Annotated in this window: 25 protein-coding genes; 15 read left to right on the top strand and 10 right to left on the bottom strand. The window is 67.8% G+C overall.

The genetic code is table 11. From position 1 onward, the window contains the following. Positions 1-38: 38 nt before the first annotated feature. A complete protein-coding gene (locus Q0654_RS12125; protein WP_237676972.1) occupies positions 39-908 on the top strand; it encodes a hypothetical protein in 870 nt (289 codons plus the stop codon). Here Q0654_RS12125 and Q0654_RS12120 read toward each other — a convergent pair. Continuing rightward, a complete protein-coding gene (locus Q0654_RS12120) occupies positions 832-1275 on the bottom strand; it encodes a universal stress protein (RefSeq protein WP_237676971.1) in 444 nt (147 codons plus the stop codon). The genes Q0654_RS12125 and Q0654_RS12120 overlap by 77 nt on opposite strands. A 103-nt stretch (positions 1276-1378) precedes the next feature. Between Q0654_RS12120 and Q0654_RS12115 the strand changes: the two genes are divergently transcribed. The 11 genes from Q0654_RS12115 to Q0654_RS12065 all read left to right on the top strand — a co-directional run bounded on the left by Q0654_RS12115 (position 1379) and on the right by Q0654_RS12065 (position 11209). Beyond that, the gene (locus Q0654_RS12115; protein WP_237676970.1) at positions 1379-3709 is read left to right on the top strand and encodes a cation-translocating P-type ATPase; all 2331 of its coding nucleotides are present in this window, start codon (positions 1379-1381) and stop codon (positions 3707-3709) included. Then, a complete protein-coding gene (gene ccoS / locus Q0654_RS12110; RefSeq protein ID WP_237676969.1) occupies positions 3709-3846 on the top strand; it encodes a cbb3-type cytochrome oxidase assembly protein CcoS in 138 nt (45 codons plus the stop codon). Before Q0654_RS12115 ends, ccoS begins: the two co-directional genes overlap by 1 nt. A gap of 65 nt (positions 3847-3911) precedes the next feature. Next, positions 3912-5351: a cytochrome-c oxidase, cbb3-type subunit I gene (ccoN, locus tag Q0654_RS12105; protein ID WP_237680708.1), complete on the top strand. Its 1440-nt coding sequence runs from the start codon at positions 3912-3914 to the stop codon at positions 5349-5351. A gap of 9 nt (positions 5352-5360) precedes the next feature. Then, a complete protein-coding gene (gene ccoO / locus Q0654_RS12100) occupies positions 5361-5990 on the top strand; it encodes a cytochrome-c oxidase, cbb3-type subunit II (RefSeq protein WP_237676968.1) in 630 nt (209 codons plus the stop codon). A gap of 24 nt (positions 5991-6014) precedes the next feature. Further along, entirely contained in the window at positions 6015-6155 is a 141-nt protein-coding gene (locus tag Q0654_RS12095; protein WP_132752802.1) for a CcoQ/FixQ family Cbb3-type cytochrome c oxidase assembly chaperone, read from the top strand. 13 nt (positions 6156-6168) lie between these two features. Next, the gene (gene ccoP / locus Q0654_RS12090) at positions 6169-7086 is read left to right on the top strand and encodes a cytochrome-c oxidase, cbb3-type subunit III (RefSeq protein WP_237676967.1); all 918 of its coding nucleotides are present in this window, start codon (positions 6169-6171) and stop codon (positions 7084-7086) included. A gap of 15 nt (positions 7087-7101) precedes the next feature. Further along, positions 7102-8529: a cytochrome c oxidase accessory protein CcoG gene (ccoG, locus tag Q0654_RS12085; protein WP_237676966.1), complete on the top strand. Its 1428-nt coding sequence runs from the start codon at positions 7102-7104 to the stop codon at positions 8527-8529. 34 nt (positions 8530-8563) lie between these two features. Further along, positions 8564-8845 (top strand): FixH family protein, encoded by a 282-nt coding sequence (locus Q0654_RS12080; protein ID WP_298854112.1) that lies wholly within the window; start codon positions 8564-8566, stop codon positions 8843-8845. Next, the gene (locus tag Q0654_RS12075; RefSeq protein WP_237676964.1) at positions 8842-9108 is read left to right on the top strand and encodes a hypothetical protein; all 267 of its coding nucleotides are present in this window, start codon (positions 8842-8844) and stop codon (positions 9106-9108) included. Before Q0654_RS12080 ends, Q0654_RS12075 begins: the two co-directional genes overlap by 4 nt. Continuing rightward, a complete protein-coding gene (gene hemN / locus Q0654_RS12070) occupies positions 9105-10511 on the top strand; it encodes an oxygen-independent coproporphyrinogen III oxidase (protein WP_237676963.1) in 1407 nt (468 codons plus the stop codon). The genes Q0654_RS12075 and hemN overlap by 4 nt, the downstream gene beginning before the upstream one ends. A 2-nt stretch (positions 10512-10513) precedes the next feature. Next, entirely contained in the window at positions 10514-11209 is a 696-nt protein-coding gene (locus tag Q0654_RS12065; protein ID WP_237676962.1) for a sulfite exporter TauE/SafE family protein, read from the top strand. Here the strand turns inward: Q0654_RS12065 and Q0654_RS12060 are convergent. Together Q0654_RS12060 and Q0654_RS12055 are read right to left on the bottom strand one after the other, a co-directional pair. After that, entirely contained in the window at positions 11178-11444 is a 267-nt protein-coding gene (locus tag Q0654_RS12060; RefSeq protein WP_298854109.1) for a hypothetical protein, read from the bottom strand. The genes Q0654_RS12065 and Q0654_RS12060 overlap by 32 nt on opposite strands. 167 nt (positions 11445-11611) lie before the next feature. Then, positions 11612-11815 carry a DUF2892 domain-containing protein gene (locus Q0654_RS12055; protein WP_298854107.1) on the bottom strand — a complete coding sequence of 68 codons (204 nt, stop codon included), beginning with the start codon at positions 11813-11815 and terminating at the stop codon, positions 11612-11614. 183 nt (positions 11816-11998) lie between these two features. Here Q0654_RS12055 and Q0654_RS12050 point away from each other — a divergent pair, with 183 nt between their 5' ends. Then, a complete protein-coding gene (locus Q0654_RS12050) occupies positions 11999-12823 on the top strand; it encodes a universal stress protein (RefSeq protein WP_237676960.1) in 825 nt (274 codons plus the stop codon). A gap of 7 nt (positions 12824-12830) precedes the next feature. Beyond that, positions 12831-14183, top strand: a complete 1353-nt coding sequence (locus Q0654_RS12045) for an MBL fold metallo-hydrolase (protein WP_237676959.1) — start codon at positions 12831-12833, stop codon at positions 14181-14183. A gap of 21 nt (positions 14184-14204) precedes the next feature. Here Q0654_RS12045 and Q0654_RS12040 read toward each other — a convergent pair whose 3' ends face one another. The 4 genes from Q0654_RS12040 to Q0654_RS12025 all read right to left on the bottom strand — a co-directional run bounded on the left by Q0654_RS12040 (position 14205) and on the right by Q0654_RS12025 (position 17308). Then, a complete protein-coding gene (locus tag Q0654_RS12040; RefSeq protein ID WP_298854104.1) occupies positions 14205-15251 on the bottom strand; it encodes a zinc-dependent alcohol dehydrogenase family protein in 1047 nt (348 codons plus the stop codon). Positions 15252-15293: 42 nt separating this feature from the next. Next, the gene (gene phbB, locus Q0654_RS12035) at positions 15294-16013 is read right to left on the bottom strand and encodes an acetoacetyl-CoA reductase (RefSeq protein ID WP_237676958.1); all 720 of its coding nucleotides are present in this window, start codon (positions 16011-16013) and stop codon (positions 15294-15296) included. 1 nt (position 16014) lies between these two features. After that, positions 16015-16668, bottom strand: coding sequence for a BON domain-containing protein (locus tag Q0654_RS12030; RefSeq protein WP_237676957.1), 654 nt, complete (start codon positions 16666-16668; stop codon positions 16015-16017). Positions 16669-16804: 136 nt separating this feature from the next. Beyond that, entirely contained in the window at positions 16805-17308 is a 504-nt protein-coding gene (locus Q0654_RS12025) for an ornithine carbamoyltransferase (RefSeq protein WP_237676956.1), read from the bottom strand. Between the two features lie 235 nt (positions 17309-17543). Between Q0654_RS12025 and Q0654_RS12020 the strand changes: the two genes are divergently transcribed. Then, on the top strand, positions 17544-18311 hold the full coding sequence (locus tag Q0654_RS12020) for a Crp/Fnr family transcriptional regulator (protein ID WP_237676955.1): 768 nt from the start codon (positions 17544-17546) through the stop codon (positions 18309-18311). A 21-nt stretch (positions 18312-18332) separates the two neighbouring features. On the opposite strand, the gene Q0654_RS12015 is transcribed toward Q0654_RS12020, so the two are convergent. From Q0654_RS12015 to Q0654_RS12005, 3 genes are all read right to left on the bottom strand, one after another. Further along, entirely contained in the window at positions 18333-20450 is a 2118-nt protein-coding gene (locus tag Q0654_RS12015; protein ID WP_237676954.1) for a PAS domain S-box protein, read from the bottom strand. After that, on the bottom strand, positions 20443-21171 hold the full coding sequence (locus Q0654_RS12010) for a response regulator transcription factor (protein ID WP_237676953.1): 729 nt from the start codon (positions 21169-21171) through the stop codon (positions 20443-20445). Before Q0654_RS12010 ends, Q0654_RS12015 begins: the two co-directional genes overlap by 8 nt. Positions 21172-21272: 101 nt before the next feature. Beyond that, positions 21273-23645 carry a phosphoketolase family protein gene (locus tag Q0654_RS12005; protein WP_237676952.1) on the bottom strand — a complete coding sequence of 791 codons (2373 nt, stop codon included), beginning with the start codon at positions 23643-23645 and terminating at the stop codon, positions 21273-21275. Between the last annotated feature and the right edge of the window lie 177 nt (positions 23646-23822).

Below are 23822 nucleotides of genomic sequence, written 5' to 3'. Positions count from 1 at the left end.
CGAGGAATTTGACCGATGTATGCAAAAGCGGGGAGCCGATGATTGACCTCTTAAAGGACCCTTACGAGCGCAAAGCGCGTCTTTTCCCGGGGTTGATGGTGGCGCTGCCACTGCTTGTGCCATTGGTGTGCGTCTACGGGCCTCGCCACCCAGTCCTGACGGCGGTCGTCGCCGTACTCGGCGGGTGCGGCGCGCTCTACACGTTGGCGAGCGTAACGCGTGGTCGCGGCAAGCAACTCCAAGAGAGCTTGCTTGCCAAATGGGGCGGCCTGCCGACCACCATTGCCCTACGACACCGTGAAACCGCCGCGCTGGATGGTGTCAGCAAGCAGCGGTATCACGCGCTGGTCGGCACGAAGCTGCAGATTGCCATGCCGACTGCACAGGAGGAGCGAGCGGATCCGGCAAAGGCGGACGACGTTTACAACGGTGTTGCGAAACGCCTTCGTGAATTGACGCGAAACAACAAGGGCTTGCTGTTTAAAGAGAGCATTGCTTTCGGTTTTCACCGAAACATGTTGGCGATGAAGCCTGTGGGTATCGTGACCAGCTTGATGGGTATAGCCTACGGACTGATCATCGCCAAAGTTCTGCAACTTTCACCGCCCCAATTTGCCCCGATCAATCTCGCCGATCCTGGATTGGCCGCGACGCTGACGCTGCTGGTCTCGTTAGCTCTTCTGTCTGCATGGCTGCTCTACTTCAACAAGAAAGCCGTGCTGCATATTGGATTTTCATATGCTGAGCAACTGTTCGAATGCCTAGCCGCTCTTCCTGATGCTGCTGTGCGCAAGCGCGCTACAAGAGCTGTACAAGACGCTAGATCAATCGTTACCGCAGCACCAGAACCGGCAGCGACGAGCGCACTAGCACCTGCTGCGTCTCGCTTCCCAGCAGGAGGCGCTTGAGGCCCTTGCGTCCGTGCGAGGCCATCACGATCAGGTCGCTCCTGTGCTTCTTCGCCGCGGCGATGATCGACTCGGCGACCAGGTCCGAACTGACCTGCGTTGTCTTGATCCGCACGCCGCGCTCCCGCGCGCGGTCGCGCACCTTGTCGAGCATGGCCTGCGCCTTCTCCGCCCACTGCTTCTCGATGCGACCGACGTCTTCGGCGGAGAAGGTCATCGAGCCTTCGAAATAGCTTTTCGGGTAGCGGGGAACGACGGTCAGGGCGACCAGGTCCGAGTCGTTCTGTACTGCCAGCGAGAAGGCGCTGTCGACGGCCTTCTTCGAAAGGGCGGTGCCATCGGTGGCGACGAGGATGCGTTTGAACATGAGGCTCTCCACAGGGTGTGGCGGTCGAGCTTAGGCATGTCCCGTGCCGCGCGGCTTGATTCAGATCAAGCACCTCGACGGGCCCGCCTCTTAGGCTCGGCCGATGAATGCCACGTTCGCCCCCGATCGCGTCGCGATCCCCGCACTTCCCACCGCAGCAGCTGCAGCCAGCGAAGAGGCGTGGCAGGTGCTGGACGACCCGGCCGAATGGCCCGCCTTCGGCCGTGAACTGGATGCGGCCGACGGCGGGCATTGGGAATCGCAGGTCGTGGTCGAGGGCATGCACTGCGCGGCCTGCGCCTTCACCGTCGAGGCCGCGCTGCGGCAGGTGCCCGGCGTGAGCGAAGCGCAGGTCAACGCGGCCAGCCGGCGCGCCCGTGTCGTCTGGTCGCCCGCGCAAACGCTGCCCTCGCGGTGGTTCGAGGCCAGCGCGAAGGCCGGCTACCGGCTGCTGCCGGGCAGCGATCGCTTCGTCAGGGAACTGCGCCGGCGCGAATCGCGCCTGGCCCTGTGGCGCTGGCTCGTGTCGGGCTTCTGCATGATGCAGGTCATGATGTACGCCTACCCGGGGTATGTCGCGCGGCCCGGCGACATGGGCGCCGATTCGGCGCTGCTGTTGCGCTGGGCTTCCTGGGTGCTGACATTGCCCGTTGTGCTCTTTTCCTGCGGGCCTTTCTTCCGCAGTGCCTGGCGCGACCTGCGCCTGGGCCGGATCGGCATGGACCTGCCGGTGGCCTTCGGCGTGCTCGTGACCTTCGCGGTCAGCAGTGCCGCCACCTTCGATGCCGGCGGCCCGCTGGGTCACGAGGTCTACTTCGACTCGCTGACGATGTTCGTCTTCTTCCTGCTCACTGGCCGCTGGCTGGAGGCGCGGTTGCGGGAGCGTACCGCGGGCGCCCTCGATGCGCTGATGAACCGGCTGCCCGACAGCATCGACCGCCTTGCCGCCGACGGCGGCTGGACGCGCGTCGCCGTGCGCCGGCTCGCCGTGGGAGACCTGGTACGGGTACGTCCGGGTGAAGCCTTTCCGGCCGACGGCGTGGTGATCGAAGGCGACACCAGTGCCGACGAGGCCCTGCTGACCGGCGAATCCCGTCCTGTGCCCCGTCCGTGCGGCGACCGCGTGCTCGCCGGCAGCCACAACCTGTCGGCGCCGGTGCGGGTGCGCATCGAATCGGTGGGCGAGGGCACGCGCTTCGCTCAGATCGTCCGGCTGATGGAGAGCGCCGCCTCGCGCAAGCCGCGCCTGGCGCTGCTGGCGGACCGGGTGGCGCGACCCTTCCTCGTCGTGGTGGTGGCGTCGGCGGCCGTGGCGGCAACGCTCTGGTGGCCGACGGACCCGGGCAGGGCGCTGATGGTGGCGGTGGCCGTGCTCATCGTGACCTGCCCGTGCGCGCTCTCGCTCGCGACGCCGGCCGCCATGCTCGCAAGTGCCGGCACGCTGGCGCGCGGCGGAGTGATGACGTCGAACCTGCAGGCGCTGGAGGCGCTGGCATCGGTCGATACCGTGGTGTTCGACAAGACGGGCACGCTGACGGGCGACGTTCCCCGCATGGAGCGCATCTACTGCCGGCAGGGTCTGCGTCCCGGCGATGCGCTCGAAGTGGCCGCCGCGCTCGCCGCGCAGTCCCTGCATCCCGTGGCGCAGGCGCTGGTGAATGCATGGAATGCGCAGTTCCGCTCGGCGCCCGGCTGGACGGCCGAGCAGGTCGCCGAGACAGCGGGCCAGGGTATCGAGGGGCGCATGCGCCGCGTGCGTGCGCCTGTGGACACAGGCCGGCACGTGCGCCTGGGCTCGGCGGGCTTCTGCGATGTGGCCGCGCTCGAGGTCGACGCTGCGCAGGTCCACCTGGCCGACGAGCAGGGCTGGCTCGCGAGCTTCGTCCTTACAGAGGAGCCTCGCGCCGATGCCGCCGCCGCCGTGGCCGCGCTGCGCGCGGAAGGGCTCACGGTGCGCCTGCTCTCGGGCGACAGGGTTGCGGCCGCGAGGGAGATCGCCGCGCGCTGCGGCATCGACTTCGCACAGGGTGGCTGCACGCCGGAGGACAAGCTCGACGTGCTGTGGCGGCTGCAGGCCGAGGGCCGGCAGATCGCGATGGTCGGCGACGGCCTCAACGACGGCCCGTCGCTCGCGCGTGCCGATGCCTCGTTCGCCTTCGGGCGTTCGGTGCCGCTGTCGCGCGCGCATGCCGATTTCGTCGTGCTCGGCGACAGGCTCGCCAGCATCCCGCAGGCGATCGCGCAGGCCCGCAGGACGCTGCGCGTGGTGCGCCAGAACCTCTTCTGGGCCGCGGGCTACAACGCGCTGTGCGTGCCGCTGGCCATCGCGGGCTGGCTGCCGGCATGGCTCGCCGGCCTCGGCATGGCCGCGAGTTCGCTCGTGGTGATCCTCAACGCGGCGCGGCTGTCGCGTGGTGGAGAAGGCGCGCGCTGATGGACATCCTCTTCCTCCTCGTTCCGCTGTCCGTGATGCTGGTCCTCGCGATCCTCGGCGGGCTGTGGTGGGCCGTGGAGCGCGGCCAGTTCGACGACGTCGACACGGAAGGCGAGCGCATCCTGCACGGCGATTGATCTGCATCAACCCGGGGGGCAGGGTACCCACGGAAACTGCCCGCAACTCATTCAAGGGCACGATGATGCAGGAACCGAAACCACCCGCCGCGGAATACGACGACACGGTCGTGCGGCAGTTCGCGCTCATGTCCGTGGTGTGGGGGGTGGTCGGCATGCTGGTGGGCGTGGTCATCGCGTCCCAGCTGACATGGCCCGAACTCAACCTCGGCATTCCATGGCTCAGCTACGGGCGCCTGCGGCCACTTCATACCAACGCGGTCATCTTCGCGTTCGGCGGCTGTGCGCTGATGGCCACCAGCTTCCATGTGGTCCAGCGCACCTGCCAGGTGCGCCTTTTCGCGCCGAAGCTCGCGTCCTTCGTGTTCTGGGGCTGGCAGGCCGTGATCGTCGCTGCCGCCATCAGCCTGCCGATGGGCTACACCCGCGGCAAGGAGTACGCCGAACTCGAGTGGCCGATCGGCGTGTTGATCGCGGTGGTCTGGGTGGCCTACGCCGTCGTGTTCTTCGGCACCATCGGCCGGCGCAAGGTGCGCCACATCTACGTGGCCAACTGGTTCTACGGTGCCTTCATCATCGCGGTTGCGCTGCTGCACATCGTCAACGGCGCGGTGGTGCCGGCAGGCTGGATGAAGAGCTACTCGGCCTACGCCGGCGTGCAGGACGCGATGGTGCAGTGGTGGTACGGCCACAACGCCGTCGGCTTCTTCCTCACGGCCGGCTTCCTCGGGATGATGTACTACTACATCCCCAAGCAGGCGGGGCGGCCGGTCTATTCGTACCGGCTGTCCATCGTGCACTTCTGGGCGCTGATCTTCACCTACATGTGGGCGGGCCCGCATCACCTGCACTACACGGCACTGCCGGACTGGACGCAATCGCTGGGCATGGTGTTCTCGCTGATCCTGCTGGCGCCGAGCTGGGGCGGCATGATCAACGGCGTGATGACGCTCTCGGGCGCCTGGCACAAGCTGCGCACCGACCCGATCCTGCGCTTCCTGATCGTCGCGCTGTCGTTCTACGGCATGTCGACCTTCGAGGGGCCGATGATGTCCATCAAGACCGTCAATGCCCTGAGCCACTACACCGACTGGACCATCGGCCACGTGCATTCCGGCGCGCTCGGCTGGGTGGGCTTCATCAGCATGGGCTCGCTCTACTACCTGATCCCGCGCATGTACGGCCGCACCGCCATGTACAGCACGAGGGCCATCGAGGTGCACTTCTGGATCGCCACCATCGGCATCGTGCTCTACATCGCGGCCATGTGGATCGCCGGCGTGATGCAGGGCCTGATGTGGCGCTCCATCAATCCCGACGGCACGCTCACCTACACCTTCGTGGAGAGCGTGAAGGCCACCTTCCCGTTCTATCTGGTGCGCGTGATCGGCGGCGTTCTCTATCTCAGCGGGATGCTGCTGATGGCCTGGAACTTCTGGATGACCGTCATCTCCGGCCGCGCCGCCCGTGCCGAGATCCCGCCCCCTGCCATGGCCCACGCCTGAGGACGCATGATGAACCCGAACACTCCCGGCTCCGGCGGTTTCACGCACGAGAAGATCGAGACCAACAACCTGCTGATGATCGTGCTGATCCTGGTCGTGGTGGCCGTCGGCGGTCTCGTCGAGATCGTGCCGCTCTTCTTCCAGAAATCGACCACCGAGGCGGTGCAGGGCGTCAAGCCGCTCACGCCGCTGCAGCTGGCCGGCCGCGACGTCTACCTGCGCGAGGGTTGCTACAACTGCCACTCGCAGATGATCCGCCCCTTCCGTTCGGAGACGCTGCGCTACGGGCACTACTCGGTGGCGGGCGAGTTCGTCTACGACCACCCCTTCCAGTGGGGCAGCAAGCGCACCGGGCCCGACCTGCACCGCGTGGGAGGCAAGTACAGCGACGAATGGCACCGCATCCACCTGAACAACCCGCGCGACGTGGTGCCCGAATCCAACATGCCGGCCTACACCTGGCTGGAGAAGACGCTGGTCGACGCCGAGGCGCTGCCGGCGCACATGCGCGCGCTGCGCCGCGTCGGCGTGCCCTACTCGGATGCCGAGATCGCCGGGGCCACCGAAGAGGTCCGGGGCAAGACCGAGATGGAGGCCACGGTGGCCTATCTGCAATCGCTGGGCCTGGCGCTCAAGTAGGCGAAGCGGCAAAGGACACAAACCATGATCGACCTAACCACCCTGCGCATCGCAGCCACCGTCGTCTGCTTCGCGCTCTTCATCGGCATCGTGATCTGGGCCTACTCGCGGCGCAACGCGCCAGGCTTCCAGGAAGCAGCACGCCTGCCTTTCGAGCAGGACTGAAGGGAGGAGCACGATGAGCGATTTCATCAGCCGTTTCTGGTCGAACTACGTGGCGGTGATCTCCCTGCTGAGCATCCTCGGCTGCGTGATCCTGCTGTGGCTCACCGCGCGCAAGCGCGTCGCGCCCAGCGCCGACAACACAACCGGCCATGTCTGGGACGGGGACCTGCGCGAGGCCAACAATCCTCTGCCCATGTGGTGGGTCGGACTGTTCGTGCTGACCATCGTCTTCGGGCTGGGCTATCTGGCGGTCTTTCCGGGGCTCGGGAGCTTTCGCGGGCAGTCCGACTGGACTTCGCGCGGCGAGTACGAGGCGGAAGTCGCCAAAGCCACCCAGGAGCTCGCTCCCGTCTATGCGAAGTACACCGCGATGCCGGTCGAGGAGATCGCGCGGGACCCGCAGGCCCATGCGATCGGCGAGCGGCTCTTCATGGGCAACTGCGCTCAGTGCCACGGCTCCGACGCGCGCGGCAGCAAGGGCTTTCCGGACCTGACCGACAAGGACTGGCTGTACGGCGGCACGCCCGAGAGGATCACCGAAAGCATCACCAAGGGACGCGTGGGGGTGATGCCTCCTATGGCCGCCGCCGTGGGGACCTCCGACGACGTGAAGAACGTCGCCAACTATGTGCTGAGCCTGTCGGGCGAACCTCACGACTCGGTGCGCGCCGGCCTCGGAAAGTCGAAGTTCACGGTCTGCGTCGCCTGCCACGGCGTTGGTGGCGTCGGCAACCAGACCCTGGGCGCGCCCAACCTCAGCGACAAGATCTGGCTGCACGGCTACGGCGAGGCGGCGATCATCCAGATGATCAATTCGGGCAAGCGCAACGAGATGCCCGCGCAGGAACGTCGCCTCACCGAGGCGCAGATCCGGATGGTCGCGTCCTATGTCTGGGGGCTGTCCAACAGCACGGCGGCGGCCAAGCCCTGACGTCCGCGGCCCGCCATGACCCGCAAGATCATTCCCATAGCGAGCTCGAATCCGGGCGCGGGCGGCGGCGAGGAGGTCGGCCTCTACGAGGCCACGAAGAAGATCTACCCCCGCAGCGTTTGCGGCATGTTCGCGCGCTGGCGCTGGGCCATGGTCTTGCTCACGCAGCTGGTCTTCTACGGCATGCCGTGGGTGGAGTGGGGCGGGCGGCAGATGGTGCTGTTCGACCTGGCTGCCCGGCGCTTCTACATCTTCGGGCTGGTGCTGTATCCGCAGGACCTGATCTATCTTTCGGGCCTGCTGGTGATCAGCGCGCTCTCGCTCTTTCTCTTCACCACCGTGGCGGGGCGGCTGTGGTGCGGCTATGCCTGCCCGCAGACGGTCTACACCGAGATCTTCATGTGGGTGGAGCAGAGGATCGAAGGCAACCGGGTCGCGCGCATGCGGCTGGACACCGAACCGATGTCGCTCGAGAAGCTGGTGAAGAAGTGGTTCAAGCACATCGTGTGGATCGGCATCGCGATGTGGACCGGCTTCACCTTCGTGGGCTACTTCACGTCCATCCGCGAGCTCGGCATGGCCTTCCTGCAGACGCAGATGGGCTCGTGGGAAGTCTTCTGGGTGTTCTTCTACGGCTTCGCCACCTACGGCAACGCCGGCTTCATGCGCGAGCAGGTCTGCAAATACATGTGCCCCTACGCACGCTTCCAGAGCGCGATGTTCGACGGCGACACGCTGATCGTCACCTACGACCCCGGACGCGGCGAGCCGCGCGCACCGCGCCGCAAGGGGCCCGATCCGCGCACGATGGCGCTGGGCGACTGCATCGACTGCGGCCTGTGCGTGCAGGTGTGTCCCACCGGCATCGACATCCGCAAGGGTCTGCAGTACGAGTGCATCGGCTGCGGCGTTTGCGCGGATGCGTGCGACACGGTTATGCAAAAGATGGCCTACGCGCCGGGGCTGATCCGCTACGACACGCAGAACGGCATGGAGGCGGGCTGGTCGCGCAGGCAGTTGCTGCGGCGCGTGCTGCGCCCGCGGGTGCTGGTCTACACGGCGATCCTGGCGCTGCTGGTGGCGGCCCTGCTGGCGAGCCTTGTGATGCGCACGCCGCTGAAGGTCGACGTGGTGCGCGATCGCGCCTCGCTGGCGCGCATCGCGGAAGGCGGAAGGCTGGAGAACGTCTACCGGCTCCAGATCATGAACGCCACCGAGCAGCCGCAGCAGTACCTCATCGCGGCCAGCGGGCTGGATGGCCTGAGCGTGTCGCCCGACCAGCCGGTGGGCGTCGAGGCCGCGCAGTCGCGCTGGGTCGCCGTGCGGCTTCAGGTGCCGTATGGCTCCGCGCCGCCCGGCTCGCACACGGTGCACTTCAGCATCCGCGAGGAGGGCAGCGGGGCGCAGGTTTCCGAAAAGGCGGCCTTCCTGGTGCCGCGCTGAAAGGTCTGGAATGAACGCAGCAACCGATTCGACGATGAACGCACCCGCAGCCGAGGCGGACAAACCCTGGTGGCGCCATCCGCTGCTCTGGATGGTGATCGGCGGCCCCGCGGCCGTGATGATCGCCAGCTTCGTGACCTTCTGGCTGGCCTGGCACAGCCCCGACGCGCTGGTGTCGGAGGACTACTACCGCGAGGGCCTCGAGATCAACAAGACCCTGGCCGTGAAGAAGCACCTTCCCGCGCTGACCGGCCGCGACCACGCGATGACGCCGGCGGAGGACATGTCGCCGGTGGTCCGGCAGGCGGCGCCGTGAAGGGGGGTCGCCTGTTCGCGGGCATTCTCTGGCCGTCCTTCCTGGTGGCCTGCGGCATGGAGGTGCTGGTGTTCGCGCTCGTCGACCCCATCAACACCTTCTGCGGCGCCGACGCGCTGCGCATGTCGCGCCAGGGCATCTATACCGGAGCCTTCTTCGTCTTCTGGCTGATGGCGGCGGCGTCGAGCGCATGCACGCTGCTGCTGGCCGGGCCGGCCGTGTCCGGACAACCCGACGCCCCCGTGGGTACACCCTCTCAATGACTTCCATCGCTCTCGCTTCCGGGCCCGTGCAGGCGCCGCTGCCCATCGACCTGTTGCGGCAGTTCGACGTGCCCGGGCCGCGCTACACCTCGTATCCCACCGCCGATCGCTTCGTCGAGGCCTTCGGCGCCGACGACTACGTGCAGGCCCTGCGGCATCGCCGCATGGCCGGTCCCGCGGCGTCGCAGCTGTCCTTGTACGTCCACATCCCGTTCTGCGAGTCGCTGTGCTACTACTGCGCCTGCAACAAGATCGTCACCCGGCATCATGAATGGGGCCGGCAGTACCTGGCCTACCTGGCGCGCGAAGTGGAGCTGCAGGTCGCGCAGCTCGGCCGCAGCGCCACCGGGGCCCAGCTGCACCTGGGCGGCGGTTCTCCGACTTTCCTCGACGACGCGGAGCTCGGCGAGTTCATGGCGTTGCTGCGACGGTCCTTCGCCTTCGTGCCCGGCGGCGAGCGTTCCATCGAAGTCGATCCGCGCACGGTCGACAGGCACAGGCTTGCCAACCTCGCGGCGCTGGGCTTCAACCGCCTGAGCTTCGGCGTGCAGGACTTCGATCCGGCCGTGCAGCAGGCCGTGCACCGCATCCAGCCCGCGTCGCAGGTCTTCGCGCTGATGGACGACGCGCGCTCGCTGGGCTTCGGGTCGATCAACTTGGACCTGATCTACGGCCTGCCGCGACAGAACGATGCCTCCTTCGGGCGCACGCTCGCGCAGGTCTGCGCGCTGCGGCCCGACCGCATCGCGCTCTACGCCTATGCCCACCTGCCGGAGCGCTTCAAGCCGCAGCGGCGCATCTGCCCCGACGAGCTGCCGGACGCCTCGACGCGCGTGCGCATGCTCGCGGACGCCATCGCGAAGCTCACCGATGCAGGCTATGTCTACATCGGCATGGACCACTTCGCGCTGCCCGACGATCCGCTCGCCGTCGCGAAGAAGGAAGGGCGGCTGCACCGCGACTTCCAGGGCTACGGCACCCGGCCTGAGGGCGACCTGATCGCGCTCGGCGTATCGGGCATCGGACGCGTGGGCGCCACCTACAGCCAGAACGCCAAGAGCCTGGACGAATACCGCGACCTGCTCGACCAGGGGCGCCTGCCGGTGGTGCGGGGCCTTGCGCTGTCGCGCGACGACCTGCTGCGGCGGGAAGTGATCACGGCGCTGATGTGCCGGGGCCGGGTCGACTTCGATGCCACGGGCGAAGCCTTCGCGGTCGACTTCCGCCGCTACTTCGCCACCGAGTTCGCGGCGCTCGGAACGCTGGTCGCCGACGGCCTGGTGCGCCTGAGCGACCATGCCCTCGAGGTGACCGAGGAAGGCTGGTTTCTCGTGCGCGCGGTCGCGATGGTGTTCGACCGGTACTGCCGCTCCAACCGCACGCGCTTCTCCCGCGTGGTCTGAACATGCAACTCGCGCTCGCCGGTGCCGCGTTGCTCATGGGCCTGGCCGGCGGGCCGCACTGCGCGGCGATGTGCGGCGCCGCCTCTTCGGCGGTGATACGGATCGTGCCGCTTCCGGTCGCAGGGCGGGGCGCGGTGGCGGGGTTCGGCGCGCCCGGCGCCTTTCATCTCGGCCGCATCGCGAGCTACGCGGCAGCGGGTGCCGTCGCGGCCGCCAGCGCCGACAGCCTCGCGCTGGCCAGCACGCAGGTTTCCGCATTGCGGCCGCTGTGGGTGCTGCTGCACGTCTTCGTGTTCGCCTGGGGCGCGATGCTGGCCGTCACGGGGCGCCAGCCGCTGTGGGCGCGGCGCATCGGCCGCGCGCTCGAATCACGCCTGCGTCCGCATGCCGGCGGCACCTGGCTGGGCGTGCTCGCCACGGGGCTGCTCTGGGTGGGGCTGCCGTGCGGGATGCTCTATTCGGCGCTGATGCTCGCCAGTCTCGGCAACGGCCCCATGCAGGGCGGGCTGCTGATGGCGCTGTTTGCAGTCGGAAGCAGTGCCTCGCTGCTGATCGGCCCATGGATCTGGTTGCGCCTGGCCGGCGACGGTGTCCGCCAGGCCTGGGGCGCGCGGCTGGCCGGCGTGCTGCTGGCGGCGGCGGCCGCACATGCGGTGTGGTCGGACCTCATTCGCCAGATCGACGCCTGGTGCCGGTGAAGCTCAGCGCTTCGCCGGGAGGCGCATCGGCGGCAAGTGTCTTCCATCCCCGGGGCGTGATGCTGGTCACGGTGGCCACGTCCTGACGCGGGCCGTCGTCGGTGCCCGCAGAGGCAGGGGGAATCCGGACCTCGATCTGGCCGGCGGCCTCGAGCACGCGCAGCCTGTCGATCATCGCGGGATCGGCTTCGACGCAAGGCAGCCGCGCGCCGGCGAGCCTGCGCAGCAGGTTCATGCACATCGGATGGCTTCCAGAAAGTTCAGTCCAGCGTGAGCCACTTGATGACCAGCTGGAACACGAGCCACAGGACGGTGCCGCCCAGTGCAGCGCACAGCACGATGAGCAGCAGAAGATGGATCGACATCCGGTCCTCCGTGGTTCGGTGGACACGCATCCGGATCTCAGCGTCCGTCGCGCGGGCAGGTGCTGACGCCGAACAGGGTGTAGCCCGGGCAGTTGCCCACCACGCCCGTCAGCAGCGGCACCACGTCGATGTAGCCCCAGAACCCGATGGTTCCCCTGACCGCCAGGGCGATGAGCAGCAGGCCTGCGCCGATGCGCAGCGCGCGGTCGAGGACTCCGACATTCTTCGTCAGGAAAGGCATGCGACTTCTCCATTGAAATGGTGAAGAACATCTTGCGCGCCGCACCGGGTGCGGGTGTTGAGATGGATCAAGCCTCGATGCGGGTCGCCGCTTTCCTTCCGCTGGTTGACGCAGCGCAAGCCCGTGCGGGGCCTGCGGGCCTAAGGTGAATCCCGTCGCCCACCCAACCCAAGGAGAGCCTCCATGCCGACCCCGAAATCCATCCTGCTTCACCTCGACGGCACGGCCCGCGCGGCGGAGCGCATCGAGCTGGCCCGCCAGCTCGCCGAGACCTTCGATGCCGAGGTGACGGCCCAGCCGTGCACCCTGTCGGCGCTGATGCGCTACCCCTACGCCATCGAGGCCGCCGCGGAAGCGGTCGCGATCATGCAGGAGATCGACAAGGACGCGCGCGACAGGATGCACGCCACCTTCATGCAGCACAGCGCGGATTCGCCGCGCCTGCATTGGGTCGAGGCCGAAAGCGACGGGCCCTGGGGGTTCGGCCGGCGTGCCCTATATGCCGACCTGCTGATCCTCGGCCAGCGTGACCGGAACGACCCGATGGACGCAGAACTGCCCGGCGACTTCCTGCCAAGCGTGCTGGTGCAGAGCGGCCGGCCGGCGCTGGTGCTGCCTTACGCGGGGCCGATCGGTCCCATCGGCCGCAACGTGCTGGTGGCCTGGAAGGAAACGCGCGAATCCGCGCGCGCCGTGAGTTCCGCCCTGCCGTGGCTGTGCAAGGCGGACCGCGTGGACGTCGTCGCGTACGGCGAGGGTGCGGCTGCATCGCTGCAGAGCCTGCAGGCCTACCTGCGGGCGCAGGGTGTCGGCAACATCCGCCTGCATCCCGGCGGGGACAAGGACGACGACGTCGGCAACAAGCTGCTGTCGCTCGCCTCCGACCTGAGTTCCGACCTGCTGGTGATGGGCTGCTACGGCCACAGCAGGGCGCGCGAGTGGGTGATGGGCGGCGCCACGCTGTCCATGCTCCAGTGGATGACCTTGCCGGTGCTGATGTCGCATTGAGGCTTCCATGCGCATCGACTTCCTCGGAGGCACGGGCACCGTCACCGGCTCCAAATACCTGCTGACGCACGAGGGCCGGCGGCTGATGGTCGATTGCGGGCTCTTCCAGGGGCTCAAGCAACTGCGCCTGCGCAACTGGGATGCGCTGCCGGTCGAACCGTCCTCGATCGACGCGGTGTTTCTGACGCACGCGCACATGGACCACAGCGGCTTCATACCCCGCTTGGTCCGGCTCGGCTTCAGGGGCAAGGTTCATTGCAGCGCCGCCACCCGCGAACTCTGTGAACTGCTCCTGCCCGACTCGGGCCGCCTGCAGGAGGAGGACGCCGCCTATGCCAACCGGCACGGCCACTCGAAACACGAGCCGGCCCTGCCGCTGTACACCGAGGAGGAGGCGCGCGCTGCGCTCGAACGCTTCGAACCGGTTCCGTTCGGCCAGGAGTGCGCGCCATGGCCGGGCTGGTCCTGGCAACTGCGCAGGGCGGGCCACATACTGGGCGCCGGCAGCCTGCGCGTGGGCTGGGAAGGGGCGAGCATCCTGTTTTCGGGCGACCTGGGACGCAGCGGCGACCTGCTGATGCGGCCGCCCGAGGTCGTCGATCCGGCGGACTACGTGGTGGTGGAGTCGACCTACGGTGACCGCGGGCATCCGGCGACCGACACGCTCGCCGAACTGGCGGGCGTGATCAACCGCACGGCGGCGCGCGGCGGCATCGTGCTGATCCCGGCCTTCGCCATCGGGCGGGCGCAGACGCTGTTGCATTGCATCCAGCTGCTCAGGCAGGCGCGCCGCATTCCCGACATGCCCGTGTACCTGAACAGCCCCATGGCCGCGGACGCCACGCGCATCTACCGAAGGTATCCCGACGAACACCGCTTGAGCGCCCGGCAATGCACCGAGATGCAGGGGCAGACCATCATCGTCAACACGATCGAGGAATCCCGGCGATTGAACGCCCTGGATTTCCCGTCGATCATCGTGTCCGCCAGCGGCATGGCCACCGGTGGGCGGGTGCTGCACCACCTGAAGGCCTACGCGCCCGATGCGAGGAACACCATCCTGTTCGCGGGTTTCCAGGCGGCCGGCACGCGCGGCGCGGCCATGATGGCGGGCGCCGATGCAGTCAAAATTCACGGCGCGTACGTGCCCGTGCGCGCGGAGATCGCGAACCTGGAGAGCCTTTCGGCCCATGCCGACCGCGACGAACTGCTTGCCTGGCTCGACTGGCAGAAAGCGCCGCGCCGGGTGTTTGTGACCCACGGGGAACCGGTGGCCGCCGACGCGCTGCGCCTGGCCATCGAGGAACGCCACGACTGGCCGTGCACCGTGCCTGAGTACCGCGAGTCGCGCGAGCTCTGAAGTCCGGCCTGCGGTGTTCCGTCAGGGCACGAGCACCGCCGCGCCCTCGATGCGGCCCGCGCGAAGGTCGGCGAGCGCTTCGTTGGCCTGCGCGAGCGGATAGGTCCTGACGTGGACCTGCAGCGGGTGCGTCTGCGCGAAATCGAGGAACTCCCGGGCATCCGCGCGCGTGAGGTTCGCCACCGACACCACGCTGCGCTCCTCCCACAGCAGCCGGTACGCAAAGGCGGGAATGTCGCTCATGTGGATGCCGCCGCACACCACCCGGCCGCCTTTGCGCACGACGCGCAGCGCCGCCGGCACCAACTCGCCGGCTGGCGCAAAGATGATGGCCGCGTCCAGCGGGTCAGGCGGTCTATCACCGGAACTGCCCGCCCATCTCGCTCCGAGGCTGCGCGCGAAGCGCTGCGTCTCAGTATCTCCAGGTCGGGTGAATGCGAGGACTTCTCGCCCTTGGGAAGTGGCCACCTGTGTCATCAAGTGCGCCGCGGCGCCGGAGCCGAATATACCCAGCCGCCGCACCTCCTCGCCAGCTGCCTTCAGGCTGCGCCAGCCTATCAAGCCCGCGCAGAGCAAGGGTGCGATGCGTGCGGCGTCGGGTTCGGGCATGGAAAGCGGCAGGCAGAAGGCCGCCTCGGCGATCGCGTGACTAGCGAATCCGCCGTCGCGGTGATAGCCCGTGAAGCGCGGTACGTCGCAGAGGTTTTCGTGACCTGAAGCGCAGAAAGTGCAGCAGCCGCAGCTGTGTGCTAGCCAAGGCACGCCCACGCGGTCGCCGACGCGATGATTCTCGACGCCCGCTCCCAGCGCCTCGACAATGCCCACGATTTCGTGTCCTGGCACGATGGGCAGTACCGGTAGCGGCAACTCTCCGTCGACGATGTGAAGATCGGTGTGGCAGACCGCGCATGCCAGCACGCGCAGGAGCAGCTTTCCCGGGCCGGGCTGCGGAATGTTTCGCCGCTCGAACTCCAACGGCAATAGCGCTGCGTTCAGCACCATTGCCCGCATGGTCGGCTCAAGCCGTACGGCAGAATCGAAGGAGGTTGTCTGGGATGTGGTGTTCATAGCGGACTCGCCAGGAAAAAATAAGGCAAGGGCGTCGCCGCCTCAGGCCATGTACTTGCCGCCATTGATCGACAGCGTGATGCCGTTGATGAAGCCGGATTCATCGGCGACGAGGAAGACCACGCCGCGCGCGATCTCGGCGGGCGTGGCCAAGCGGCCCGCCGGAATGTCCGACAGGATCCGCGCCATCACCTCGGGAGCGACAGCCTCCACCATGGGGGTGTCGGTGTAGCCGGGCGCAACCACGTTGGCGGTGATGTTGCGCGAGGCGCCTTCGAGCGCGAGCGACTTGGTGAAGCCCGCGAGTCCGGCTTTCGTGGCCGCGTAGTTCGCCTGTCCCGCCTGTCCGGACAGGCCGTTGACCGAGCCCATGTTCACGATGCGGCCGAAGCGACGTTCGCGCATGCCGCCGATGACGGCGCGGCACATGTTGAAGCAGCCGCCCAGGTTCACGTCGAGCACCTCGCGCCACTGTTGCGCGCTCATCTTGTGCAGCATCGTGTCCCGCGTGATGCCCGCGTTGTTGACCAGCACGTCGACGGGGCCCAACTCCGTTTCCACGTGCGCGACGCCGGCCTGGCAGGCGGCGGCATCCGCCACATTCCAGCCGAAGGCCGGAATGCCGGTGCGTGCGGCGAAGGCCTGCGCGGGCTCCGCGTGGTTGGCGAAGGTCACGGCCACGCGATAGCCCGCGGCCTGCAGCGCCTCGGCCGTCGCGGCTCCGATCCCGGAGGTCCCGCCGGTGACGAGCGCGACGCGCATCTCAGGCGTCCACGAGCAGGTCGTTCACCACCACCGAGACCCCCGGCGTGGCCCAGGCGGCGCCTTGTACCGCGTCGCGCTCGGTCCAGGAGTGAACGGTGCCGCGCAGCGTGACCTGCGAGCCGTCCACCGAGATGGAGAGCTTGCGGGCTTCAAGATCGGCCTGGCGCGAGAGCGCCTCGTGGATCTTCTTCTCGACGTCGGCGGGGCTCACCCTGGGCTTGACCTTCACGAGGTTCGACACGCCGGTCACGCCCATCAGGTTGCGCACGGCGACTTCGGCGGCGCTGCGCTGGTAGTCCCATTCGACTTCGCCGTTCAGGCTGAGCCAGCCCTTCTCGACCATGGGCCGGATCTTGCCGTCGGGCACCAGAACGTTCCATTGGAGCGCGCGCTCGGCCGCCAGGGCGATGTCGGCGTCGGTGCGCTGGTTGTCGAAAGGCAGCTTCACCGTCAGCTCGATCGCCAGCGCCTTCACGCCGTACACGCGCTGGACGGCGCGCTCGACCGCGTATTTCTCCGCATGGCTGGGGAGATGGCCGCTGAGAGTGACCACGCCGTCCTTGACGGTGACGCCGATGTCGGAGGACTTGACGTCGGGGGCCCAGTTCAGCTCGGCCTGGATGTCGTCGCGCAATTGGGTATCGGTCTTCATGGGAGGATTCCTTGCTGTGGATGGATGGGAGCCGGTCGTCCTGGCGCAGCCGTGGCGGCCGTGGAATCCACTGTAGGAAGGCAGAGGCGAAAGCGTGTTGCGCTGGATCAAGGGCGCGTGCGACGCGCGCGGCGGCTCAGCCGATGGCCTCCAGCAGCATCGCCTGAAGCACGAACCGCCGATTGTCGGAAAGCGATGTCGTGTCCCCGAGGAGTTCCGCGAGCCGGTCGGCCGGATGCGCCCTCATTGCGGCGCCGTCGAAGACCGGGATGCCGGCGTGTTGCCCGATGCATTGCACAAGAGCCGGCTCCAGCCCCTGGCATTCGACGGCCTCATAGAGACGGCCGAGCATGCGGGCCGTGTGCTGCACTTCCTGAGGCGCACTGGCCGGCGACAGGCTCGAGCGCATGGCGGCCACGTGAGCACCGAGTTCCTCGGCAGCGCGGCGGAACAGCGCCTGTGCTTCGCCATGCGGCGCTTCGTAGAGCAACCCCAGGTTCTTGCCTCGCAGCAATTGGCGGGTGGTTCCGTCGAGCGCCGCGCGCTGCAGGATGCGTGCGCGGGCCAGCAGGCTCGCCACGTTCAGCGGGGAGAGCTGCGGTTCCGCCTCTGGACTGCGGGCGATGTTGGAAGGAGGCATGGCGACGGTCAGTGTGTGACCTTCCGAGGGTAGGGGGGGTGTCGGCTTCGTGTTTGATACAGGTCAAGGTGTGGCGGCTCCCGAGCGTGACTTGCTGCACATTGCAGGTCGTTGATACACGCCGGACACATTGCATTCACCGAGCGTTACTCACCGATTCCGGCCGTTGTCATTGCGTTGTCGAGGGCTTCCTAGCATTCCTTCACCGATACGCGAAGGCCACCAAGGAACCAATATGCCCGACACCGCCGCCCCCTCGAAGACTGCTCCTTCCCCGTCCGGCCTGGGCATGCCCGTCCCTGGCCAGGATTGCGCGAATCGCAACACCGCCGAAACGCTCAGGCTGCTCGGCGAGCAGCTCAGGCCGCAGCGCCGCGTGGTCCACATGGGCGACACGATCTACCAGGCGGGCGAGCGTTTCGGAAACCTCTACATCCTGAACTCGGGCTTCTTCAAGATCGTGAATCTGTCGGCGGACGGACGCGAGCAGGTGGTGGGTCTCAAGTTCCGAGGCGACTGGCTCGGCTTCGACGGCATCGCCAGCGGGCGCTATTCGTGCGACGCGGTGGCCATGGATACCGGCGAGATCTGGGTGGTGTCCTACGAGGCCTTGCTGGCGACCTGCGTCACCCGTCCCGATCTGCTGCAGGTGCTGCATGCCGCCATGAGCCGCGAGATCGCGCACGACCGGGATTCGCTGATGTCCGTCTGCACCTTGCCCGCTGACGCCCGCGTGGCGGATTTCCTGCGCTACTGGGCCGAGTCGCTGGCGGAGCGCGGGATGCGTGCCGACGAGATCACGCTGCGCATGACGCGTGCCGAGATCGGCAACTACCTGGGCATGACCCTCGAGAGCGTGAGCCGCGCGCTCTCGCGGCTGGCGCGGGACAACGTCATCGGGTTCGCGACCAAGGGACGCCGCGATGTGCAGATTCCGGACGTGGGTGCCCTGTCCGCCTTCGTGCAGCGCTGCCTGGCGCCTGCACCCGCGATGCTGCAGTAGCAGCGCAGTCGACGCTGGCGCTCAGGCGTTGCCGGTCAGCACCCTCGCCATGGCCCGGGCCAGTTCGGAGCGCGTGTAAGGCTTGCGAAGCAGCTCCCAACCTTGCGGTACCTCTCGGTCGGCATCGAGGAGTTCCGACGAGAAGCCCGACATCAGCAGTACCGCGACGCGGGGAAAGCGCTGCCGGATCTCGGCGGCCAACCGCGTGCCGCGCATGCCGGCGCCCAGGGCGATGTCGCTCAGCAGAAGGTCGAAGGGTTCGGTGCCCGTATCCAGGGTGGCCAGGGCCTGCTCGGCGGTAGAGGCCGCGATGACGATTTCGCAGCCCAGCGTGCACAGGAAGTTCTCGACAACCTTGCGGACTTCCGCGTCATCCTCGACCAGCATCACCCGCAGCCCGGCTGGAAGCGCTTCGCCCGCGTGTTCTTCCGCGGCGGCGGGCGCGCGGGCCTCCTCCTGTTGCGGGAGGTAGAGCGTCACCGTGGTTCCCTGCCCGATCTCGCTGTCGATCGCGACGGCGCCCCGGGACTGATTGACGAAGCCGTATACCGTGCTGAGTCCCAGCCCCGTGCCACGGCCGGCCTCCTTGGTGGTGAAGAAGGGCTCGAACGCCCGTTCCTTGACGTCATCGGTCATGCCGCTGCCGCTGTCGGCTATGGATATCGCGACGAAGTGCGCGGCGGCGCTGCCCTGCGGGTCGTTGCGCTGGTTGCGCAGAATCGCTGGCAGCGCGCCGCAGATGGCCGTGCGGAAGTGGAGCGTGCCGCCCTCGGGCATGGCATCGCGCGCATTGATCGCGATGTTGAGCAAGGCGGATTCCAGCTGTCCCGGGTCCGCCACCACCAGCGGACGACCGGGGGCCGTGTCGATCTCGATGCCGATGCGCTGGTCCAGGGTCCGGCGCAGCATGTCGGCCAGCGAGTACAGCAGCGCGTGCGTGTCGACGGCGACCGGCTGCAGCACCTGCCGGCGCGAGAACGCCAGCAGCTTTCCCGTGAGCTCCGCGCCGCGACGCGACGCGCGTGTGGCGGCCCCCAGCAGTTGCTGGGCATAACCGTCCTGCGCGAGGGCCGGCAGTTCTTCGAGGACCTGGAGGTTGCCCTGGATCACCGTGAGCAGGTTGTTGAAGTCGTGCGCAATGCCGCCGGTGAGCTGGCCGACGCTCTCGAGCCGCTGGGCATGGTTGAGCGCTTCTTCCGTCTGCGTTCGCTGCAGGCTGGTCGCGAGCAGGCTCGACAGCGACTCGAGAAAGCGCACTTCCTCGTCGCCGAAGCGCTTGGATTCCGTGGAGCGAACGGAGAGCATGCCGATTACGCGGCCCCGGTCGGACAGCGGCACCGCGAGGGCGCTCACTAGCCCGGCCTCGAGATAAGCCTTCGGCACTGAAAACCGCAGCTCCTTGCCGTAGTCCTGCACCACGACAGGCCGGCCCTGGGAGAGGACGAAGCCCGGCGGCGTGTCCGGACGGTTGACCATGCGCGCGCCGATCTCCTCGCCGGCGACCAGGCCGACGCCGCTGGCCACGCGGAATTCGGCACGGCTGGCGTCGAGGAGCCACACCATCGCGACTTCGACTTCCAGGGCCTTGGTGATGATCTCCGGCACGTGTTCGAGCACCGCCTGCAGGTCGCGCGTGTCGACCGCGAGGCGGCCCAACTGGGCCAGATGTTCGCTGTATCGGGCGCGTTGCAGTGCCTGCTTTACGCGAGGGTAGGCCCCGATGTCGCGGATGGCCGCGACAACGAACGGCAGGCCGTGGTTCTGCAACGGGCTCAGCGCGATCTCCACCATGACCTCGCTGCCGTCCTTGCGCTTGGCGACCAGCTCCATGTGCGTGCCCATGGGGCGAGGGCGCGGGGCACGGCCATAGGCCTCGCGGTAGGAGGCGTGCCGTGGACGGATGCTGTCCGGCACCAGCGCCTCGACGTTCAGGCCGACCAGTTCGTTCTGCGCATAGCCCAGCAGCGTGGCCGCCGAGGGGTTGGCCAGGACGATGCGGCCGGTCTGGTCCACCACCAGCAGCGAATCGGGATAGGCGGCGAAGAGCGAGCGGAAGACGCTGCCTTCGTCGATGCCGGATGGCAGTACCTGGCCGGGCGCGCCGGGCAGCTGGAGCGGATCGCCGGCAGCGTCAGCCATTGGAGACAGGCGGAACGAGGATGTAGCCCGCGCCTCGCACCGACTTGATGAGCTGCGGATCTTCGGCGTCCGCCTCGATCTTCTTGCGCAGCCGGCCCACCTGCACATCGATCGTGCGGTCGAAGGGGGCCGCCTCGCGCCCCCGTGTCTGCTCCAGCAGGAAGTCGCGCGAAAGCACGCGGCCGGGATGGCGCGCAAAGGCTTGCAGCAGGTCGAATTCGCCGCCGGTCAATGTCACCGGCTCGCCCGATGGGTTCAGGAGGCTGCGCGCGGCGGTATCGAGCTGCCACCCGGCAAAGCGCAGCCTGTCGGCGAAGGCCCCGGCCGACGCCGGGGGCACAGGCGTGGCGGGAGCCAGCCGCCGCAACACGGCCTTCACGCGAGCCACCAGCTCGCGCAGATCGAAGGGCTTGGTGACGTAGTCGTCCGCACCTACCTCCAGCCCCACGACCTTGTCCACTGCATCGCCCCGGCCCGTGACGATCACGAGCCCGCAATGCCAGCGTTCGCGCATGCGGCGCGCGATCGAGAAGCCGTCTTCGCCAGGGAGGCCGAGGTCGAGCAGCACGAGATCGGCGGGGTCGGTTTCCATCAGCGCCATGAGCGCGCGTCCGTCGTGCACCTGGGTGACGCGGAAGCCGTGGCCGTGAAGATAGTTGGCCAGCAGCTGCGTAATATCGATCTCGTCGTCGAGAACAACGATGTGGGGCGTGGTTTTCATGCGCTGGCGGGGAGATAGAGCACGAATTGCTTAAATGACTGGCCTGACCTGAGCGTAGCACGCACACCCGACCAGAAATACCTCCACATCGGCGGCGTTGGTTATCGCGTCCAGCGCCAGTCCTCGATCTCCGGCATGTCCTTGCCGTGACGGGTGATGTAGGCCCTGTGCTCCAGCAGCCTGTCGCGCAGGTGCTGCTGCACGTGGCCGGCGCTGTCGCACAGGCCCGGCACGCGGGCGATCGCGTCGGCGGCGAGGTGGAAGCGGTCCAGCCGGTTGAGCACCGTCATGTCGAAGGGCGTGGTGGTGGTGCCTTCCTCGCAGTAGCCGTGCACGTGGAAGCCGGGATGGTTGCGCCGCTTGTAGATCAGCCGGTGAATCAGCGCCGGGTATCCGTGGAACGCGAAGATCACGGGCCTGTCGGTGGTGAAGATGGCGTCGAAGTCCGCATCGGGCAGCCCGTGCGGGTGCGCGTCCGGAGACTGCAGCGCCATCAGGTCGACCACGTTCACCACGCGCACCTTCAGTGACGGCAGCTTCTCGCGCAGCAGGTCGACGGCCGCCATCGTCTCCAGCGTCGGCACGTCGCCGGCACAGGCCATCACCACGTCGGGCGCACTGCCTTCGTCGTTGCTGGCCCATTCCCAGATGCCCAGGCCGGTGGTGCAGTGGCGGGCGGCCGACTCCATGTCCAGCCACTGGGGCGCGGGCTGCTTGCCTGCCACGATGACGTTCACGTAGTCGCGGCTGCGCAGGCAGTGGTCGACCACCGACAGCAGGGTATTGGCGTCCGGCGGCAGGTACACGCGCACCACCTCGGCCTTCTTGCTGACCACATGGTCGAGGAAGCCCGGGTCCTGGTGGCTGAAGCCGTTGTGGTCCTGGCGCCAGACGTGGCTGGTGAGCAGGTAGTTCAGCGACGCGATCGGCCGGCGCCAGCCGATGCCGCGCGTCACCTTGAGCCACTTGGCGTGCTGGTTGAACATCGAGTCGACGATGTGGATGAAGGCCTCGTAGCACGAGAAGAAGCCGTGCCGCCCCGTGAGCAGGTAGCCCTCGAGCCAGCCTTGGCAAAGGTGCTCGCTCAGCACCTCCATGACGCGGCCTTCGGGCGAGAGGTTCTCGTCGCCCGGCCATACCTGGGCGGTAGTGGTTCGCCCGGTCACCTCGAACAGGGCCGAGAGCCGGTTCGACGCGGTCTCGTCCGGCCCCATCACTCGGAAGTTGGCATGCGGCAGGTTCGCGCGCATGACCTCGCGCAGGAAGCCGCCGGCCACGCGCGTGGCCTCGGCGTCGGTCGCTCCCGGAGTCGCCACGGGCACCGCGTGCGCGCGAAAGGGCGGCAGCGCCAGGTCCCTGAGCAGGAGCCCGCCGTTGGCGTGCGGATTGGCGCTCATGCGGCGGTCACCTTTGGGCGCGATCGCGGCGATCTCGGGGCGAAGCGCGCCGTCCGCGTCGAAGAGCTCTTCCGGGCGATAGCTGCGCAGCCACCGCTCCAGCAGCTCGATGTGCTGCGGCCTGGCGGAGAAGTCGGCGAGAGGCACCTGGTGCGAACGGAACGTGCCTTCGATCTGCACGCCGTCCACGTAATGCGGTCCGGTCCAGCCCTTGGGGGAGCGCAGCACGATCATCGGCCATCGGGGGCGCACGCGGAAACCGTGGGTGCGGGCGTTGGCCTGGATGGCGCGGATGCCGTCCAGCGCCGTGTCGAGCGCCGCCGCCATCTGCCTGTGCATGTCGGCGGGCTTGTCGCCCACCACGAAGTACGGTTCGTGGCCGTAGCCGCGCAGCAGTTGCGTCAGCTCCTCCTCGCCGATGCGCGCGAGCACGGTCGGGCCGGCGATCTTGTAGCCGTTGAGATGCAGCACCGGCAGTACCGCACCGTCGCGCCCGGGGTTCAGGAACTTGTTGGAGTGCCAGCTCGCTGCCAGCGCGCCGGTCTCGGCTTCGCCGTCGCCCACCACGCAGCAGGCGATCAGCGACGGGTTGTCGAACACGGCGCCGTACGCGTGCAGCAGCGAATACCCCAGCTCGCCGCCCTCGTGGATGGAGCCCGGCGTCTCGGGCGCCGCGTGGCTCGGAATGCCGCCCGGAAAGGAGAACCGGGTGAACAGACGCCGCAGGCCCGCGGCGTCCCGTCCTACTTCCGGATAGACCTCGCTGTAGCTGCCTTCGAGCCATGTGTTGGCGACCACGCCCGGGCCGCCGTGGCCAGGGCCCGCGATGAAGATCGCATCGAGTTCCCGCGCATTGATGGCGCGGTTCATGTGTGCGTAGATGAAGTTGAGGCCTGGCGTCGTGCCCCAGTGTCCAAGCAGGCGCGGCTTGATGTGCGGCAGCGCGAGTTTCTCGCGCAGCAGCGGGTTGTCCATCAGGTAGATCTGGCCCACCGACAGGTAGTTGGCGGCGCGCCACCAGGCGTCGAGCAGCGTGAAGTCGTCCGGAACTGTTGATTCGGGGGAAGAGGAGGGCATGTCGAAGTTCCCGGGGAATGGATCGACGCTCCAGTATGGGCACGCCGGCGCGCATCGGGTTGATGCCGCTCAAACCCGTAACAACCGATACAGGGGGCACGGGTTTGTGTTGCCTTGATCCCGCGCAAACCGAGCAGGACGGTGTTGCCTCAGCATCGTGATGAAGCCCTTCGGGCT

Source organism: uncultured Aquimonas sp. (assembly GCF_937888285.1).
Classification (GTDB): Bacteria; Pseudomonadota; Gammaproteobacteria; order Xanthomonadales; family Xanthomonadaceae; genus Aquimonas.
Note: the sequence above shows the minus strand (reverse complement) of the source record. Positions and strands in the feature narration are given on the sequence as shown.